The sequence below is a fragment of the Thermoplasmata archaeon genome, from assembly GCA_036395115.1.
Lineage (GTDB): Archaea > Thermoplasmatota > Thermoplasmata > RBG-16-68-12 > RBG-16-68-12 > RBG-16-68-12.
The window spans coordinates 42,521-61,202 of sequence record DASWDU010000007.1 but is presented as its reverse complement, the minus strand read 5'-3'; the positions used below and the strand labels follow the sequence as shown (position 1 = coordinate 61,202).

Here is an 18,682-nt window from a genome sequence, read left to right as displayed (position 1 = left end):
AACCTGAGTCAGACCAGCGTCTCGGAGAGCGTCTCGGGAGTCGTCGCCCTCTCGCTGTCCGGCGTCGACGCGGTCAACGTCCTGTACCGCCTCCTGCGGAACGCGACGAACGTCCTCGTGTACACGTACGTCGACGTCACGTCGTACGTCGTCTTGATGAATCTCCCAGCCGACGTCGTGAAGATCCTCCCCTGGGCCTCCGTGACGATCGGGCCCTCGGGCGCGATGCCGCAGGACTTCTGGCAGAAGATCGGGGCCGCCGCCTCGACGGTCGTCAACTCCCTCCTGGTCGTCGGCCAGATGATCTACAAGGGACTCGTGGCGCTAGGCACGTTCCTCGTCAACCTGGCGGAGGCGATCGCGGACTGGGGGATGAAGGCGCTCGGGGCCGTGTGGAACACGGTCGTGGCGGTCGTGCAGAAAGCGGGGGAGGTGCTCGGGCAATTCTTGGACGCGATAATCCAAGCCGTAATCAACGGCGTCAATAGTGCTCTAGCGGGGTTGCTCGCTATGGTGAGCAGCCTTCTTGCACGGACGCTTGGATCGATGGTGTTCGACTTGGAGGGAGCGGTAGCGAATCCCGATTCGGCTGCGGCGGAGAGCAGCTTGAACGCCTTCTTGTCTACTCTCGAAACCATACTTTTGATCATTGCATTGGTTCCTGTCGCGGTGACTGTCGCCTTCCTCGCGTTCAAAGCGCTTACCCTTGGCGTATCTTGGCTCATCGAGACCGCTGTATCCGAAGGAGTCGTCGACTTCATTATTAGCACGCTCGTCCTGACCGCATTCTCGTTAGCCGTCGGAGCCTTGTTCACAAGGATTCTCGAGGCGATGTCTTGGGTCGAAGATCAGACGGCCGCGTTCTTTGCCACGATTGCAGGCGCGGCGGCCACATTCTCGGCAGTCGCGAAGGTTGAATTCCGCCTCTATGAAACGCTCTTTGTTAAGACTTCGAGGGACATCACGTCCTTGCAACGCTGGAAAGGATTTGGCTTGGCAGTGGTGGGCCTGCTCCTCGTCGGGGCCGGTATCCTGTACGCGAGAAAGGGTCTTGCCAGGTTAGCCGTAGATGTCCTCGGGTTTCTGCTTTCCACGTACGGCTTCTTTCTCTACCTATCTACGAAGGCTAAGCATGATATCATCTTGGAAATCACCGAGTTCGTAAGTCCATTGTCATCCGCCATCGTCAAGTGGGTAACACTACTTTCACCTACCATCGTCGGACTAAAAATCGCCGCAACCGCCGCAACGGGGGGATACCAGCAAACCGAAGGCGGAGGTGGGGCAGGATAAGTCCGCAATCGAGGTCTTCTCTCGCCAAGTTGAACTATTCTCCTCCACGCCGAGCGCGCGTCATCCGTCGCTCGTCGAAGGCCCTCCAGATGATCCTCTACGCCTCCGCAGCAATTGCACTACTCTATATCGTCGGCTCGGCAATCATCGAGGAGGGCTCCCTAAGCGTCTTCACCCTTGTGGGGGCTGGTCTGGTCACGATCGTCCTCGGGATCTTGGTAGCTCTTGTCAGAATCACCTCGTTGGAACGAATCCCTTCTATTGAGAACGGAGTCTTGCGTCTGGCGTTTCCGATCAAGCGAACTAACGGGATATTCTCTAAGTCCGTCCTTCTCACGGAGATAACCGAGGTTGAACCATCTTTCGGCACAGATCGTACCGATGGGGTCGAGGTCACGCTCATTGACGGCACAGAGTTCTTCCTGCCTCGATCGATGTTCGTCCGCTCTGGTATGAAGGTGCTGGAAGATCTGAGCGCGGCATTCGGCAAATCCTACCGGGAGGTCCTGCAAGCGCATGCCAATCGTGGCAACGTGTTGCTCTTCGTGGAGCTGCGGCGGATGAAAGGGGATTCAATCCTTCTCTCCCGTCCCGTTCTGACGTACTCCGATTCATTGATCCAAACTGTATCGCCGACAGATGTCTCACGAGTGCGAAAGTTGCATACAGAAGGCGCTCCGAATTCTTACGAATTCGAACTCGCTGACGGGACCTTGTTCCTGATGAAGGCGGAGGATGTCGAACGGTTCGGACTCCCGACCTCCCGTTCTTGGTACGCTCGGTTCGGTCCCGGACACTCGCGGGACGGTGGTGCCGTCTCCTGAGATGCAGCCCTTCCGAGGTCGCGATTCGTCCAAGCACTTGGGCTCCTCAAAGCGAGGCGGACGGTCTTTTCTCATCAGGTTGCCAGTCGCGGACGCCATATGTTGTGTGTCCTCCTCGCGAACCTGCCGACCGACGTCGTGCGCATCCTGCCGTGGGCGAAGGTGACGAACGGCGCGACGGGCGCGGCGCCCGACGGCATGCCGGGCTTCGTGAACGTCCTCGTGCAGCTCGGCCAGATGTTCTACGACGGACTCGTCGCCCTCGGGACGTTCCTCGTGAACCTGGCGGAGGCGATCGTGGACTGGGGGATGAAGGCGCTCGGGGCCGTGTGGAACACGGTCGTGGCGGTCGCGCAGGCAGCGACGACGGTGCTCAACCAGTTCGCAAGTTGGGTCCTGGATTTCATCAGGCAGGTACTCCAAGCGGCCGTTGATGTTTTCCTTCGTCCAATCCTCGATATGATGAACACATGGGCAAGCCAGGTGGCATCGGGCTTCTCCCGCGTCCTATTAGCCTATGCAATCACGGGCAGTCCGTCGCACGCCGAGGCGGCAGACCTTGCGAATGTCCTCCTCCGCGGTCCGTTTCCGAACCTCATCATTGCCTTGGCGGGAGCTTTCGTCGTTGCCATGTCCGTCATCGGCTTCATTGCAATCGCGACGCCGGCCGGCGCGGTAGTTGCGGTTGTGCAGGGGGTGCTAAAGGGGATTGTCCGGACTGCCATCTTGAATTGGGTCATCACGACAATCGTGCTCAGCGCCGCAACCGGATGGATGCTCGCCGAGATTGCGGGAACGGGCGCACTTCCGGGAGAGATACTTGCCTCGATCGAGGTCGTTTGGAATGCAATCATGGTGGTATATGCGCTAATCGCCGAGGTACCGTTCAAGGATTTCATTGTGGACGTTGTGGCCCTCATGCTAAATCTCCTGGGTGCGCTCATGGTCTTCGTCATTGGGCCGGTGGCTGCAAGCCTCGGCGCGGCTGTCCCGGTGGCAGTTGCGGGTACTGCGTTGAGCTATATCGGATTGATGCTGGCTTTGGGTGGAAAGGATTTCGGACCCGGGTGGTTCGGTCAGGTGGACGAGTTCCTTGAGGCTGCGACTCTCGGCTTCGATGCAGCGCAGACCGGGATTGCGGTTGGCCAGTGCCTCGCCGGGCGGGGGTGTTGAAGCACGGAGAGCGGAACTGCGCGCCGTCAAGCGGTTTGGTACTATCTGGGAGGGGCCGCGCTCCTGTCGATAGTGTGTGGTGTTCCCCTCTCTATTTTCGTGACCTTCCCGAGTCCGGAACCGTTGAGAACCCTTGAGCTGGGACTGATTCTTGTCACGTGGACATTGGGAGAGATCATGGCTGCGTTCGCCTTCCGTCGTGCGATGATGCCCGTCAGCTTGGAAAGCAACTCGATTCGGGCAGGGTCGCGACAAATCCCTTATTCGAAGATTGCGAACTTCGATCCCAGAGAAGATTCTTGGGTGTTTCAGTTGATGCTAACGAACGGGAGAAAGATCTACCTGTCCAAGGTCCGAATCGCCTCACAGTCGGCATTCTTCGATGAGCTGAGGCGTCGGGTCGGTGAAGAGGGATCCTGAAATGCTACGGGGCCACGGTCGTCGGCGTGAACGCGGTCGTCGTCCCACGCTCGATCTTCCTCGACTCGAAGTTGCGGAAGGACTTCGACGGCGGGACGTTCTCGCCACTGACGTACGCGCCATTGTACGGGGAGAATCTGAGCCAGTCGAAGGTCTCGGAGAGCGTCGCGGGGACGATCGCGACGTCGCTCTCCGGCGCCGACGCCTATGACGTCCTGAGCCGGCTCCTGCGGAACACGACGAACGTCGTCGTGTATGCGTACGTCGACGTCACGTCGTACGTCGTCCTGATGAACCTCCCATCCGACGTCGTGAAGATCCTCCCCTGGGCCTCCGTGACGATCGGCCCGACCGGCGCGATGCCGCAGGACTTCTGGCAGAAGATCGGGGCCGCCGCCTCGACGGTCGTCAACTCCGTCCTGTGCGTCGGCCAGAAGATGCAGAGGCCTGGCTTGCTCCAAACGTTTTATGCCGCGGCTCGGACCTAATGGCGACGAACCGAGCGGTCGTCGATGCGAATCTGGAGGCGCCGGGCTGCCCAAGACGCGGAGCGGGGAATGCTGCGCGGATACGCGCGCCGTTCCGCCACCCAGGAGACCGAAATCGAGACGCTCCAATTCCTCCTGACGCGGATCAAGAAACGCCACACGTGGGATTGGATCAAGTGCACGATCGCGACCGCGATCCCTGTCTTCTGGATCCTGATGATCGGCCTGAAGCCGTACATCCCGGCCTGGCTCCACCCGCTCCTCCAGGGTGTCCCGGCGATCTGGACGATCGCCGCCTCCCTCGCCATCGCAGGATTCCAGTGGCGCAATCTCATCGACTACCAGCGTCACGTCATCCCGTTGGTCCAAGCGATGTACGAGGCGGCTCTCGCGAGACGGGATCGGGAACTCCTCTCGTTCTTGGGCAAGGTCCTTCGGATCGGCAAACTGAGGGGGTTCTTCCGCAGCCTATTTTCGACGTCGAAATGAGACCGGCGGACCCGCCCGCGAATGGGTTCCTGCGGCCAGTTCGCAAACATTTAAGGCCGTGAGTCCATCGCGACGCCCACCATGGCCCGGGTCGGCTTCTTCGTCGGTTTAGTCCTCCCGGTCATCCTGCTCGGTGTGAACGTCGTCCTGGGATACGGCGGCATCGTCGGGACCATCGCCTTGATCATCTGGATCGGACTCGGCGTGTCCCTCTCGCCCGGTTCGGACGAGGAAACCTAGCCGCCGTCATAGAGGGATTCGCCGGACACGGAGAGTTCGACCCACTCGTCGATCGACCGGACATCCTCGAGGAGGACCGTGACCATCTCGCCCTGCTCGTCTTCGACGATGAACGAATCGAGGACGTCTTCGGCCTCCATCGTGTCCTTCACGACGCCGACGAACTCGCCTTCCGAGTCGACCACGTTCAAGCCGGTGAAAATCTCCGCCGCAGGCCCTTTCAGCGTGACGCGATCTAGGATCTCCGCGACGAACCGCCGGCCGAGCCGCATCCGCCCGGACGAACCCTCGCCCAGGAGGAGGGCGTTCGGCTCCTCGACGGACACGTACCCGACCTCGACGCCTTCGCTGTCGACGACCGCCATGCCGACGAGGGACCGCCCGCGCCGCGCCGCCAACCGAGCACCCCCGGAGCGCCCCGGCGGGACGTCCGGCCGGGCCGTCGAAGGCCTGCCGGCTACTGAAGCTTTTCGGGTGTCGGGGGGACGCGCGTCCGGGCCATATGGTTATCATGCAGGATATCGAAAGCGCGCGATTTATACCCGCCAAGCGGGCATCCGACGCCGTCTGCCCTCCCGTCGCGGAGGGTATCCCCTCGGTTGGAGGCCATGGCCCACTGCCCACTCTGCGAATCGGAGGTCTCGGATGGACGCACCACGTGCGACGTCTGCGGGCAGCCGTTCGACCGCGCGCCGACGGCGCGTGCCGCGCCCGACGTCGTGCGAAAGGCGATCGATGCGGCGCGGAAGGACCTCGTCGCGTCGACCCCGGACTCGGTGGACGCCTCGTTCGCGCGACGGCTGACAGAGCGGGCGGAGCAGACGGAAGCCGCGGGCGACCTCGGCAAGGCCCTGGATCTGGCCCGTGCCTCGCGACGCACGCTCGAAATCGCGAAACGCAAGGCGCGGGTCGTCGAGGTGCTCGCCCGGTCGGATACGATCCTAGAGGAAGCGAAGGAAGCGGGCATCGAAACCCTCGCGTTCCAACGGAATATCGAACAGGCTCGGGCGATCAGTGCCCGCGGGGACTTCGTCACCGCCGAGAAGCTCCTGCGGCGCGTCTCGACCCGGACGCTGGACCAACGCCGCGAGAGGGCGCTCCAAGGCCTGCTCGACAAGGCGGCCTCGCAGGTCCGGTACGCGAAAGAGCGCGGGGGCCACGTCGAGGACGCGGAGGCGCTCGTCGCAGACGGCCGGAAGGCGCTCGCGCGCCGGGAATACGGCAAGATCCGGACGCTCACCGCGAAGGCGATCGAGAAGGCGGAGCAGCAGCGGAAGTACGCCCGGGCGGAGGACATCCTGGACCGCGCGGCGGCGGACGTCGATGCGGCCCGGAAGGACGGCGTCAACATCACCGACGCCCGGAAGGTCCTCACCCAGGCGCGGGATGCGCTCCGGCGCGGCGTGTTCGCGGACATCCCGCTCCTCGCCCAGCGGGCGCGGAACAGCCTTCGGGAGGCGCGGCGGTACGCTGCGGCCGAATCGTCCCTCCGAGAGTCGGAACGCGAGTCGTCGCGCGAACGGCGGAAGGGCGCCGACGTGAGCCACGCGGAAGCGATGTTCGGACAGGCCTCGACGGCCCTCGCATCGAAAGAGTATGCGAAGGTGCGGGCCCTCGCGCGGGACGCTCACGAGGCGGTGCGTGAGGCCGCCCTCCTGAAGTCCGTCCAAGACGCGTTCGCGAGCCTCCGGCTCGACGCGGAAGACCTGCGGAAGCTCGGTGCGGAGGCAGGCGAGTTCGAGACGACCTTGGTCGACCTGACGCGTGCGCTCGAAGACCACGACCTGCCGAACGCACGACGTCTCGTGGCCCGGGCGCGTCGCACCGCGGAATCGGCGCGCGACGCGCACCACCGCTCGATCATGGAGCGGTCCTTGCAGATCATCCTGGCGAACGCGGCCCGGGGCCTCGACCCCGCGGTGGCGCGGCAGCTCCTCCGGGAGGTCGACGACGCGATTTCGCTGGGACGACAAATCGACATGCAGGCGATCATCGACAGTCGGATGGCGGACGCCGACGCCCAGACGGAGGCCCGCCTGAGCGAACACGTGCTCCGCGCCCGCGACGACATCGTCGGATTGCGCCAGGCGGGCCAGACCGACACGGTGGCCCTCGAAGGCAAGCTCGCGGACGTCGCGATCGCGGTCGAGGAACACCGGTTCCTCAACGCGGACGCTCTCCTCGACGGCATCGAGCACGACATCCACGCGACGCGCGAGCTGTTGCGCAGCGCCGCCGCGGAGGTGCTCGGAGAGGCGCGCGGCGTCGTCGTGGGCGCACGGTCGGACGGAGTCCCGATCGAGGGGGCAGAACTGATGCTCTCGCAGGCGGGGACCGCGTACGCGGAGGCGCGATACGGCGACACGCTCTACATCGGCAAGGCCTGCATCTCCGAGATCGAGGAAATCACGCGGACCGCGAACGACACGAAACAGAAGACGGTGAAGGAGGAGGTCCGGGCGAAGCAGGAGCGCACGGAGGCGATCCATCGCCGCACGGAGGCGGTCCGCGCGCAGATGGCGGACCTCGTCGCGAACCACCTCGACCTCGAGAAGGCCACGGAGGTCCTCGACGCGGCGGAACGGGCGATCGAGGGCGGGGCGATGGACGAGGCGGAGCACCTCGTCGCCTCCGCGGAAGGGATCGTTGAGGGCGTCAAAGTCACCTTGCAGTGGCAGGCACGGGAGGCGTCCGAGCGCGCCTGGCGTCTCGCTGACGAGGCGAAGAAAGAGGGCGTTCCTCCGGACGATCTGGATCCGATCCTCGCGACGATGGAGACGGCCGTGAACGAAGGCCGGCACGCGGCGGTCCTCGATGCGCTCGGGGAACTCGAACGGAAGGTCGCGGAGCGACGGAGGGAGCGGTACCTGGAGGAGCAGCGGCGCGTGCTCGACAAGGCACGCGGCGCCGCGACGAAGTTCATCACGGTCAAGAAGCTGATCGAGGACCTCCGGAAGGCGGACATCGACATCGCCGGGGCCGAGGAGGGCCTGCGGGCCGCCGAGCGGGCGCTCGAGAAACGGGACTTCGACGACGTCGACGCGATCTTGGCGAGCCTCGACCGCACCGCGAAGGAGCTGATGGACGAGCTCGTCGCGGCCTCGCGGAACCTGATCGGACGCGCGGAACGGAAGATCCACGATGGCCGCGAAGCCGGGATCGAACTCGCGGAGGCCGTCGGCCTGCTCGACAAGGCCGAAGGACACTTCGAGCGAGGCGAGTACGCGGATGCGGTGGAACACGCGCGGGCCGCCGAACAGAAATTGGCGGAGGCGCTCCGGGCGCAGACGGACGCGAAGGCGGAAGGGCTCCGGAACGCCCAAGAAGCCGCCCGCGCCGAACTCGCCGCGATCCGGAAGACGATGTTGGACTTGGCCCGCGCGGACATCTCGATCCTCGGGTCGGAACGGGCGCTCGCCCGGGCCGAGGCCGCGTTCGAGGCGGCTCGCTACCAGGAGATCGGGCCCGCCCTCGCGGAGACGCGCGACATGGCCGCCGGCCTCACGGTCGGCCTCGAGGCGGCAGCGAAAGACCTCGTGGGGTTCGCGCAGACCGAGATCGAGGAGGTGCGCGCCGGCGGCTTGGATCCGGGTCGAGCGGATTCCGTCCTGCAGAACGCGCGCGAGGCAATCAACGACGGCCGGTTCGTCGAGGCGATCGAATACAAGAAGGTCATCGAGGACATCCTCGAAGAGACGCGCCGCGCGAAAGAGGCCGACGCGGCCCGGGAGGGACTTACCGAACTCCGCGCGAGGGTGGAGGCCACCGCGAGGCTCGGGGCCGACGTCCGCATGGCGTCCGAGCTCCTGTCGAAAGCGCAGGCGGATATCGACGCCGGCACACTCGACGAGGTCGGCGCCTTCTCGAAGCGGGTCGCCGAAGAGATCGACATGGCGCGCAAGGCCCACCTCGGCTCCCTCGTGGACTCGTTCGCGCCCTTGGTTGAGGAGGGCACTTCCCTCGGCCTGCGCCCGGAAGAGCTGGACGAGTACCGGACACACGCCGCGGACGCCGCGCAGGCGGACGACCTCGAAGCGGTGTGTCGCCTTCGGGAGGAGCTCCAGGGACGACTCCTCGACGCGAGACGACATTCCCTCAGGAAGCGGTCGATGGGCGAGATCCAGTCCCTCGAAGAGGTCGTGACGCAGTCGGAGCGACTCGGGATCCCGGCAGGCGACGCGCGGGCCCACCTCGAGGAAGCGAGGACCGCGATCGCCCAGGGGGACATCGAGCGGTTCCAGGCAGGCCTTTCGGAAGCGCGCGCGGCGCTCGACGAATCGCGCGGCCGCCACTTCCTCGACAAGTACGAGTCCCGGGTCCACGCTGTCTCGACGATGATCGCGAACGCGAAGCGCCTCGGCGCGGAACTCGGAGACGCGGAGAGCTCGCTCGACCAGGCGGAAGCCGCGCTCCGCGCGAGCGACATGGCCATGGCGGACATCCTGATCAAGCAGGCCGAGGTCTCGATCGGCATCCAGATCCAGAACTTCATCAAGAACCGCTATCCGAACCTGGCGCTCCGCCTCCCGACCGCGGGCCTGCAGGCGGGCGAGTGGAACCAGTACCTGCTCGAGGTCGAGAACCGCGGGAAGCTGCCGGCCCGGAACGTGCACATCGAGTTCTCCGGGGACATCGAGTCGAAGGGCGTCCAGACGATCCCCGAGATCGGGGTGGGAGAGTCCGTGCCGGTGCGGGTGGGCCTGAAGCCGAAGGGCACCGGCTCCGTGCCCATCGCGGTCGGCATCTCGTACCAGCGGCTGTTCGACGAGAACCGCTACGAGGTCCGCGATACGAAGGAGGTCCGCGTCGAGCCCGAAGCCACGTACCTCGTCGAGGACGTCTTCTTGATTCACTCGGACGGCCGGCTCATCGCGCACCACAGCCGGAAGTTCCGTGAGGAGATCGACGAGGACATCTTCTCCGGGATGCTGACGGTCGTCCAGGATTTCGTCAAGGACTCGTTCAAGGCGCGGACGCGGGTCGGTATGAAGCGGCTCGACTTCGGGGATTCGAAAATCCTGATCGAGCGGTCGCCGCACACGTTCCTCGCGACGGTCCTCATCGGCCAGGAGCCGAAGCTCCTTCCGCTCTACATGCTCCAGATCCTCAAGGAGGTCGAGGACCGGTACGGGAATGTCCTCGAGAAGTGGACCGGCCTCCTGCACCAGCTCGAGGGCGTCGAGGAGGTCATCAAGAAGCTCCTGTTGGTCGCGAAAGATCCCTCGGCGGACATGGGAGCGCTGTCGGACAGCCCCGTGACGCTGACCGCGAGGGTCATCGAGGCGCTCGGTGCGGAGCAGGCGATGGCGGCGAACGAACTCCTGCGCCAGGCGCAGTCCACGCTCGAGAGCGACATCCAGCTCGCATGGCAGTTCATTGAGAAGGCGAAATCCCAGGCGGACTCGATCCAGGCGCAACTCCGGGACCGCATGGCGGACATCCTTGCGGCCGCGCGCGACACCGTCGCGGAGATGAAAGGGATCGGCGCGGACACGAGCCAGGCGGAGCTCCTGCTCCGCGAGGCGGAGGAGGCGTTCGCCGAGGGCAAATACGAGCGGGTGCGGGAGATCCAGCAGGGCCTCCACGAGTCCCTCGAGCGCCAGAAGGGGGAGGTCGCGTCGAAGAAAGTCGAAGTCGAGCTCGCGTCCCTGATCAACGACATCCAGATCGCGAAGAGCCAGAACCTCGACGTCCGCGAGGCGGAATCGTACCTCACGAAGATCGAGGGGGCGATCCAGAAGAAAAATCCCCGCCAGATGGAGGACTTCCTCCGGCGGGCGAAAGAGTCGCTCGCGCGCCAACGCCGGCGGACCATGCTCGAGAAGGGCCGGGCCGACCTCGCCAAGGTCCAGGCGATCGTCGCCCACGCGAAAGCCGTCCACGTGGACGTCAGCGACGTCGAGGCCCTGCTCCAGAAAGCCGAGGACGCCCTGCGGACCGAGGACTTGACGGGGCTCGAACCGCTCATCGATCGCGCCGGACAGACCGCAAAGGCACGCGTCGAGCAAATCCTGAAAGACCGCTACCCGCGGCTCTTCCTCGAGACGAAGGGCCCGGGCCTTCAGGCGAACCGCTGGAGCCGGTTCGAGATGGCGATCACGAACAAAGGGAACTGGCCCGCCGAGCACGTCACTCCGATCGTCACCGGGCCCGTCGACGTGCAGGGACTCAAGGTCATCGAGAAGCTCGAGCCGAACGAAAAGACGACGCTCGAGTTCGGACTCAAGCCGAAGGAGGCGGGCACGATGGACCTCGACTTCGAGGTCCATTACACGCGCCCGCTCGACGAGGGGAAGCACCAGACGACGGACACCGCGATCGTGCGCGTCGAACCGGAAGGCGGCTACGTCATCGAGGACGCCCTCCTGTTCCATTCGACCGGGGCGATCGTGTGCCATGAGGCGCGCGCGTACCTCCCGGTGGAAGACCTCTCGAAGGCAGCGGCGTTCGAGGAGCAGATCAAGGCGTTCGTCGCGAAGGCGTTCCCGGCGGGCGCGAAGCCGGTGAAGCGCACGACGATCGCCGGCGTGCCGATCGTCGCCCTGCGCGCGCCGCAGGCGATCCTCGTCGTCTCGATCCAGGGACGCGAGCCGTCGATCCTCCTGCTCTACCTCATGCACATCCTGCGCGAGATCCACGACGTCTACGGACCGCGCCTCGAGGCGTGGACCGGCGACCCCGCCGAACTTGTCGGCATCCGCGACCTCGTGCGGAAGGCGCTCTTCGCGACCGATGTGGACGGCGTCTCCCTCGGGCCGCTCGAGGACACCGCCGTCAGCAAGATCCCGATGATGATGGAGCGCGGGCTACTCGCCGGCGAAGGAAATCAGGACTTCGTGGGCTGGGCGAGGGCCGCGATCGAGTCGAGAGGGTACGAGCAGGGGGTGGCGGTTCTGCAACAGATCTCGAACGCGACCGTGGGCCCGACGGAGGAGATCGCGAAGCAGATCCGGCAGGCGATCACCGCCTCGAAGGAGGCGGGCACCCTCCAGATCTCGGACGAACAGGTGAACTCCTACGTCGAGTTCCTGCGGCTCACGCTCGAGGCCACGTTCCAGGCGAAGCGCCGCGCGGGAATCGAGCGGTATTGGCCCGTCGCCCGGATCGCTGTCAAGACGGCGGATCAGGCCGGCTACGATGCCGTGAGCGCGTTCCGGAAGGTCATCGTCGGCCAGAGCGGCGCGAAGGAACTCGACCTCGTCCTCCCGGACGACACGTGGCGCGGGATGAAAATCGACGTGCAGGTGCACATGGACTCCGTGAGCGCGTCCTACAAGCTCTGGGCGAGGAAGATCGAGATCCTGCTGCGCTCGCAGGACGCCTGGAAGATCAAGGCGGGCCTCGAGCGAGGCGAATACTCGGTCGGGATCGAGGGACAGAAGGTCCGGATCGATCCGTCGATGGTGTCGTTCGTCGAGTCGGTCCCCGATCACGTCGTCGAGGAGCCGTTCGAAGGCGGCGTCGTGTACCTCGACACGCGCATGACGAAGGAGCTGATCGCGGAAGGCTACGCGAAGGAAATCGTGACGCTCGTCAAAGAAGCCCGCAAAGACATGCACATCGCGGAGGACCGCGTCGTCGAGATCGAGCTGGTCGCGGCGCAGGGGCTGCGCGCCATGTTGCAACCTTGGAAAGACATGGTCCTCCGGGAGGCGAACGCGCTCGAGGTGACGTTCGTGCAGGAGCCGGCGGACGACGCGTACGTCATCGAGGCGGGCTTGGGCGAGGAGACGTTCCTCCTCGGCGTGCGCGCCGCAGAGATGTAGAGACGGTTCTGTGACGTTTGCGGGTAGTGGCGTCTATCGGACCACATCCGCAAGGCACTCGACTCCGCTCGGCTCGTCCCGTGCGCCCGTCCCTCCTCGGGACAAGTCGTAGAGGGGACTCACGACATCATCGCGGAGGGCACCGGGCCGGAACCGTACGGCCCTTGCCAAGGCCTCGTTCGAGGCCACGGCGGTCTTCAGGATGTTCATGCCTGCGTTGATCTGCCGGTCCATCTCCCAGTCGCACGCAAGGCACACGAAATCCTGGCCCACCCTATCTCGGCGCCGGGCGCCACACACTGGGCAGGTCTTGCTGGTCCAATGAGGGTTGACCTTGATGACCGGCACGCCGGCGAGGGGGGCCTTGTACTCGATCTGACGGTGGATCTCGGAACGAGGCCAGGAGGACAGGCGGCGGTTCATTCGACGGGAGCGGCCGCCCGCGCCGTGGAGGGTGAGGTCCTCGAGGACGATCGCCGCCTTCTTGACTTTGGCCGCTGCGATGAGGGCCTTGCTGACCCGGTGGAGCCGCTGACTCACGCGATTTCGCTCGCGCTTTCCCTCCCTGGCGAGCAGACGCCGTTTGACGCGGCGGTCGTGGGCCTTCTTCTTCGCTAAGAGCCGCCGTCGACGGAAGTGAGTTGCCTGAAGCTGGCGAACGCCGCCGAACGGCAGGCTCAAAAGACGATTCGTTTCGCCGTCCGCCTCGACGCCGTCCAAAGAATCCTCGTTCGTATCGAGGGCGACGACAGCTGTCGGTTCGTACGGCTCGGGCGCATCCTTCCGGACGGCCACGACGATCTTTCCGGGTGTCACGGTTAGGGAGCCTAGTCCCCATGCGAGGTCCGACAGGAACGATCGATGCCATTCCGAAACGGGTAGGCTGACCTCGACGCATTCTCCGCGGCGGATTGGGATCCGTAGCTGGCCGGTGGTGCGATCAAGACGGTAAGACTGGTTCTCCGCCTTCAGGAGTAGGCGGCGCATGAACGGGGCCGCGGTCCGCTTTCCCTTCCTCACCCGACGCCGATATACTTTTAGGGCGGCCAAGGCAACTTCGAACGCACTCGGGATGTACTGCTTGTACACACGATGTTCCTCGGACAATCGTCGGTACGCAGTCCTCGCGAGGCGGACCCGGGACCGGATGTCGTCTCGGAGCGCGATCCGGATCGACTTGTTGACGATGAGCCGGAACTCAGCGAGCAGGCCAAGGAGGGAGGGCGGCAGATCCCCTGCGGGGAAGGAGAGGCTGCGGACGACGCGCGGGACGGCCATCGAGGTTGTCATGGCCTTTCGTGGCTTGAAGCTCCAAGGGGGAGGGGGGTGAAAGTGACGATCTCCCGGATGAGTCACAGAACCGTAGAGGCAAAGGCTTTACCGCCGCGCCCCGCATCGCCCCGGAGATGGGGCTGAATCTCGCGGACCTCGTCGCGTCCGAGCCTCGGACCCTCGAGGACTTCTCCGGGAAGATCCTCGCGATCGACGCGTTCAACACGCTCTACCAGTTCCTCGCGATCATCCGCCAGCCCGACGGCACGCCGCTCATGGACCGGCAGGGCCGCGTGACGTCCCACCTGTCCGGCCTCATCTACCGCCTCTCGAACTTCGTCGCCGCGGGAATCCGGCCCGTGTTCGTGTTCGACGGGGAGCCGCCGCGGCTGAAGGCACGGACGCTCGTGGCCCGCGGGGAGGTCAAGCAACGCGCGGAACGGGAGTGGAGGGAAGCCGTCGAGATCGGCGACTTCGCAACGGCGCGGACGAAGGCGATGCAGACCTCGCGGCTCACGGACGAGATGGTCGAGCAGTCAAAGAAGCTCCTCGAGTTCCTCGGCCTACCGTGGGTGCAGGCGCCCGCGGAGGGGGAGGCCCAGGCGAGCGCGATGGCGCGCGCCCGGGTCGCCTACGCAGCGGCGTCGCAGGACTTTGACTCCCTCCTCTTCGGCTCTCCGCGCCTCGTGAAGAACCTCGCGATCTCCGGCCGCCGGAAACTTCCCCGCAAGGACGTTTACGTCGATGTCCAGCCGGAGGAAATCTCCCTCGAGGCCACCCTCGCCGCGCTCGGGATCGCACGGGAGCAGCTGGTGGACGTCGGGCTGCTCATCGGAACGGACTTCAACGACGGCGTGAAAGGGATCGGCCCGAAGAAGGCGCTCGGCCTGATCAAGAAACACGGCTCTCTCGAGCCTGCTCTCGGGGAACTCGGCGTCGACATCGAATCGAAAGAGGAGGTCCGCGAGATCTTCCTTCACCCGAAGGTCATCGAGGACGTCGAGATTGGGTTCCGCGATCTCGATACCGAAGGCGTGCGGCGCATGCTGTGCGACGAACACGATTTCTCCCGCGACCGGATCGACGCCGCCCTCGAGAAATTCGGCAGCGCGCGGTCGGAGCAGAAGCAGCGGTCGCTCGACTCCTGGTTCGGCTGACGGCGAGGGTGCCGCCCGAACTCCCCTTTCTCTTCCGGTGAGAATCGCTCAGGAAAGGCTTTATCGGGTCCCCCATTTTGCCCGCGCGCCGATGCCGATGGACTTCGCGTCCTCCGTCGCAATCAGCACCCTGCTGACCGGGGTCCTCAGTTCCCTCGCGTACTGGAAGCGCGTCCTGACGTGGGACGGCAGCGTCGCGGGGTTCTTCATCGGCATGGTCATCGGTGTCTTCGGCGATGTCACGTGGCTCCTCCTGCTGGTGTTCTTCCTCCTCTCGAGCTTCCTAGCGACCCGCTATCGATTCGCGCTGAAGGAGGCGCTCGGCGTCCAGGAGGGATCGCGCGGCGAGCGACGGGCGACGAACGTCCTGGCGAACGGCATCGCACCGATGTCCGTCGCCGCGGTGTCCCTCGTCATGCCGGATAACCTCCCGAAGGTCATCAGCGGTGTCATCTTCCTCTCGGCGCTGTCCGTGGCGGGGGCGGATACGCTCGCGAGCGAGATCGGCGTCCTGTCGAATCGCGCGTACCTGATCACGAATCGGAAGCCCGTGCCCGCGGGGACGGACGGCGGCGTATCGCGCCTCGGGCAACTGTGCGCGATCGGCGCCGCCGCGTACACCTCCGCCGTCGGATGGGTCGTGCTCTCCGTCCTCGCGCGCATGTACGGAGTCGAGGCGACGATGCCCGCCAATCCGGCGTACCTCGTCATCCCGGCGGTCATCGGGTTCCTCGGCTGTCAGCTCGATAGCGTGATCGGTGCGACGCTCGAGCAACGAGGCCTCGTGAACAAGAAGATCAACAACTTCATCTCGACCAGCACGGGCGCGATCGTCGCGTACGCCGTGCTGATCTCACTGGGTCCGCTTCCCCTGGCCTAGCGCGTTCCGGATGAGCTCAACGCCTTCCGCGGCGAGCGCGTCCGCCCGAGCCAGCGTGCGGGCCTCCGCGTACACGCGGAAGATCGGCTCCGTCCCCGAAGGCCGGACGAGGACCGAGCCGTCCGCCTCGCGGATCTTCACACCATCCGTCGTGTCGACGGATCGGCCTTTCGCGAGCCCGACGAGCGCCGTCAGGACCGCGTCGCGCTCCTCGACCGGCACGGGGACGTTCGCCTTCTTGATGTGATATCGCGGCAACGCCGCCACGAGCTCCGAGAGGGGTTTGCCCTCTTTCGCCAGGAGCTCAAGCATCTTCGCCAGCGCCATCGCGCCGTCCCGACAGAACTGGTGCTCGGGGAAGATCACCCCGCCGTTCTCCTCGCCGCCGAACGCCGCGCCGGTCTCGAACATCGTCCGCGCGACGATCGGCGAACCGACCCGCGTCCGCACGACCGTGCCGCCCTCTCCCTTGACGACGTCGTCGATCAGGCTCGACGTGCTGACGGGCGTCACCACGGTCCCGCCGTGCGCGCGAATCGCGGCCCGCGCGAGGAGCGCGAGGCTCTTGTCTCCCTCGACGAACGCTCCGCGATCGTCGACGAACACCGCTCGGTCCGCGTCGCCGTCATGGGCCACGCCGAGGTCCGCGTGCGTCTCGGACACGACGCGCAAGAGGTGGTCCAAATGCTCCGCGGTCGGCTCGGGCATCCGACCCGGGAATGCGCCGTCCGCCTGGCCGTTCAGGGAGATCACGCGGCATCCTAGGTCGCGCGCGAGGTACGGGGTCGTGATGCACCCCGCGCCGTTCCCCGGGTCCACCACGACCGTCGGGCCGCGCTCGCGGATCGATTCGACGTCGACCATCGCGCGGATCCCGTCGAGGTAGCGCTCCGGCGCCGAGTCGTCCGGCCGGATCGAGCCGACGTCGGACCACGCCGCGATCCGGTAGCGACCCTCCGACAGGATCGACTCGATCGACTCCTCGTCCTCGCGCCGCATCTCCATCCCGCGTGCATCGATCGCTTTCAGGCCGTTGAACTCCCGGGGGTTGTGGGACGCGGTGACGACGAGTGCCCCCTTGAGGCGACCCGACTTCGCGACGTAATACTGTGCGCAGGGCGTCGGGACGACGCCGAGGTCGATCACGTCGCAGCCCGCGGACATCAGCCCGGACGCACCGGCGCGGGCGAGCATCGGCCCGGAGAGGCGGGGGTCGCGCGCGAGGGCGACGGGACCCCCCTCAAAGAACGTGCCGGCGGCGTGACCGACCTTGACTGCGAGGTCCGCCGTCATTTCCTGTCCGACGACGCCCCGGATCCCGTTCGTGCCGAACAGCCGGGTCACGCGGTCACCCGTTCGTCCACGACCGTCGCGTAGGGCGGCACCTGGGCCCCGTCGGCGAGGATCGAGTCGCGCACGTGGGCGCCCTCGCCGATCGCCGCGCCCGCTCCGGCGATCGAGTCGACGACGTCCGCCTTGTCGTCCACGCTCACGCCTTCCAAGAGCGTCGCGTTCCGGACGGTCGCTCGCCCGATCCGGCACGCCTTGCCCATGACGACGTACGGCCCGACGCGCCCCTCGACGAAGGTCCCCGGGCCCGCATACACGGGCGGAAGCAGTTTCCCCGATGCGACGTCCGCATCCCCGGAGATCTTCGCGCGGCCCGCCTCGAGCAGGAGGCGCTGCGCGTTCAGGTAACTCGGCAGGGTGCCCGCGTCGGACCAGAACCCCTCGTACCGGAACGCCGTGAGCCCGCGCGGAATGAGCCGGGGGAACACCTCTCGCTCCAAGGAAACGGCGCGGCCCCCCTCGATGAAATCGAACACGTCGGGCTCGAACACGTATCGTCCCGCGTTCACCAGATTGCTCGGCGCCTCGCCCTTCGCGGGTTTCTCGACGAACTGAACGACGCGGCCTTTCTCGATCGCGACGACGCCGTACGCGGACACGTCGGCCGTGGGCCACACGGCGATCGTCCCGATGCCGCCGCCCGTCTCGTGGGCCTTGACGAGCCGATCGAAATCGATCGTGTCGACGACGTCGCCGTTGTAGACGGCGAAGGGACCGTGGAGGTGTCGTTGCACGTTCTTGATCGCCCCGGCGGTGCCGAGCGGCATCGGCTCGTCGACGACGCGAACGTCCACGCCGAACTGCCGCATCCGGAAGAAGTCCCGCACTTGTTCGAACATGTAGTTGACCGCGACGATCACCTCGTCGCACGAGGCCGGCAACGCCTCCAGGATGTGCGCGATCTGCGGGCGGTCGACGAGCGGGATCAGCGCCTTCGGCCGATACAGGGTGAGCGGACGGAGCCGGGTCCCGAGGCCTCCGGCGATAATCACGAGCTGCATCGGGCGGTCCGATGCGGACCGCTCAATATCTATTTTCTGGCCCCGGGCGTCACTTCGGCACGATCGTGACGACGTTGTTCCCGCGCAGCACGACGGTCCCGACCCGCCGGACGTTGTCTTCTTTCGTCTCCTCGGTGTCCTCGAGGACCATGTTCATGTAGTCGTCGTAGCCGACGAGCTTGCCTTCGAGAATTCGGTTGTCCTTGAGGAGAAGCTGAACGCGCTTGTTGATGGATTTTTCAAGAACGTTGAGAGGCATCACCATAGAAGGACGTTCCCCCCTTCCGATGCCGCGGTATCGTGTGGCCCCACTTAAGACTTTCCGACAT

The 18,682-nt window shown here is 65.5% G+C and carries 14 protein-coding genes; 9 read left to right on the top strand and 5 right to left on the bottom strand.

All coding sequences use genetic code 11. The features are described 5' to 3' along the window. From VF992_01915 to VF992_01890, 6 genes are all read left to right on the top strand, one after another. Positions 1 to 1,293, top strand: a 1,293-nt coding sequence (locus VF992_01915) for a hypothetical protein (GenBank protein HEX9339915.1), incomplete at its 5' end; no start/stop codon positions are given. 89 nt (positions 1,294 to 1,382) lie between these two features. Continuing rightward, positions 1,383 to 2,117, top strand: coding sequence for a hypothetical protein (locus VF992_01910; protein HEX9339914.1), 735 nt, complete (start codon positions 1,383 to 1,385; stop codon positions 2,115 to 2,117). A 99-nt stretch (positions 2,118 to 2,216) separates the two neighbouring features. Then, on the top strand, positions 2,217 to 3,290 hold the full coding sequence (locus tag VF992_01905; GenBank protein ID HEX9339913.1) for a hypothetical protein: 1,074 nt from the start codon (positions 2,217 to 2,219) through the stop codon (positions 3,288 to 3,290). Positions 3,291 to 3,736: 446 nt separating this feature from the next. After that, positions 3,737 to 4,198, top strand: coding sequence for a hypothetical protein (locus VF992_01900; protein ID HEX9339912.1), 462 nt, complete (start codon positions 3,737 to 3,739; stop codon positions 4,196 to 4,198). A 24-nt stretch (positions 4,199 to 4,222) separates the two neighbouring features. Continuing rightward, positions 4,223 to 4,687 carry a hypothetical protein gene (locus tag VF992_01895; GenBank protein HEX9339911.1) on the top strand — a complete coding sequence of 155 codons (465 nt, stop codon included), beginning with the start codon at positions 4,223 to 4,225 and terminating at the stop codon, positions 4,685 to 4,687. 81 nt (positions 4,688 to 4,768) lie between these two features. Further along, positions 4,769 to 4,927 carry a hypothetical protein gene (locus VF992_01890; protein HEX9339910.1) on the top strand — a complete coding sequence of 53 codons (159 nt, stop codon included), beginning with the start codon at positions 4,769 to 4,771 and terminating at the stop codon, positions 4,925 to 4,927. On the opposite strand, the gene VF992_01885 is transcribed toward VF992_01890, so the two are convergent. Next, a complete protein-coding gene (locus tag VF992_01885; GenBank protein ID HEX9339909.1) occupies positions 4,924 to 5,325 on the bottom strand; it encodes a hypothetical protein in 402 nt (133 codons plus the stop codon). The genes VF992_01890 and VF992_01885 overlap by 4 nt on opposite strands. A gap of 210 nt (positions 5,326 to 5,535) precedes the next feature. Between VF992_01885 and VF992_01880 the strand changes: the two genes are divergently transcribed. Beyond that, complete coding sequence (locus VF992_01880; protein HEX9339908.1) at positions 5,536 to 12,693, top strand: DUF5915 domain-containing protein; 7,158 nt, start codon at positions 5,536 to 5,538, stop codon at positions 12,691 to 12,693. Positions 12,694 to 12,726: 33 nt separating this feature from the next. Here VF992_01880 and VF992_01875 read toward each other — a convergent pair whose 3' ends face one another. Next, positions 12,727 to 13,971, bottom strand: a complete 1,245-nt coding sequence (locus VF992_01875) for an RNA-guided endonuclease TnpB family protein (GenBank protein ID HEX9339907.1) — start codon at positions 13,969 to 13,971, stop codon at positions 12,727 to 12,729. 128 nt (positions 13,972 to 14,099) lie between these two features. Between VF992_01875 and fen the strand changes: the two genes are divergently transcribed. Both fen and VF992_01865 read left to right on the top strand, forming a co-directional pair. Next, positions 14,100 to 15,122 carry a flap endonuclease-1 gene (gene fen / locus VF992_01870; GenBank protein ID HEX9339906.1) on the top strand — a complete coding sequence of 341 codons (1,023 nt, stop codon included), beginning with the start codon at positions 14,100 to 14,102 and terminating at the stop codon, positions 15,120 to 15,122. A gap of 91 nt (positions 15,123 to 15,213) precedes the next feature. Then, the gene (locus VF992_01865) at positions 15,214 to 16,002 is read left to right on the top strand and encodes a DUF92 domain-containing protein (GenBank protein HEX9339905.1); all 789 of its coding nucleotides are present in this window, start codon (positions 15,214 to 15,216) and stop codon (positions 16,000 to 16,002) included. Here the strand turns inward: VF992_01865 and glmM are convergent. Genes glmM through VF992_01850 form a run of 3 tightly spaced genes read right to left on the bottom strand, consistent with a single transcriptional unit; the run spans position 15,976 to position 18,618 of the window. Then, the gene (glmM, locus tag VF992_01860) at positions 15,976 to 17,346 is read right to left on the bottom strand and encodes a phosphoglucosamine mutase (GenBank protein ID HEX9339904.1); all 1,371 of its coding nucleotides are present in this window, start codon (positions 17,344 to 17,346) and stop codon (positions 15,976 to 15,978) included. The genes VF992_01865 and glmM overlap by 27 nt on opposite strands. Continuing rightward, positions 17,343 to 18,353, bottom strand: coding sequence for an NDP-sugar synthase (locus VF992_01855; GenBank protein HEX9339903.1), 1,011 nt, complete (start codon positions 18,351 to 18,353; stop codon positions 17,343 to 17,345). The genes glmM and VF992_01855 overlap by 4 nt, the downstream gene beginning before the upstream one ends. A 49-nt stretch (positions 18,354 to 18,402) precedes the next feature. Next, positions 18,403 to 18,618, bottom strand: coding sequence for an LSM domain-containing protein (locus tag VF992_01850; protein ID HEX9339902.1), 216 nt, complete (start codon positions 18,616 to 18,618; stop codon positions 18,403 to 18,405). Positions 18,619 to 18,682 lie beyond the last annotated feature (64 nt).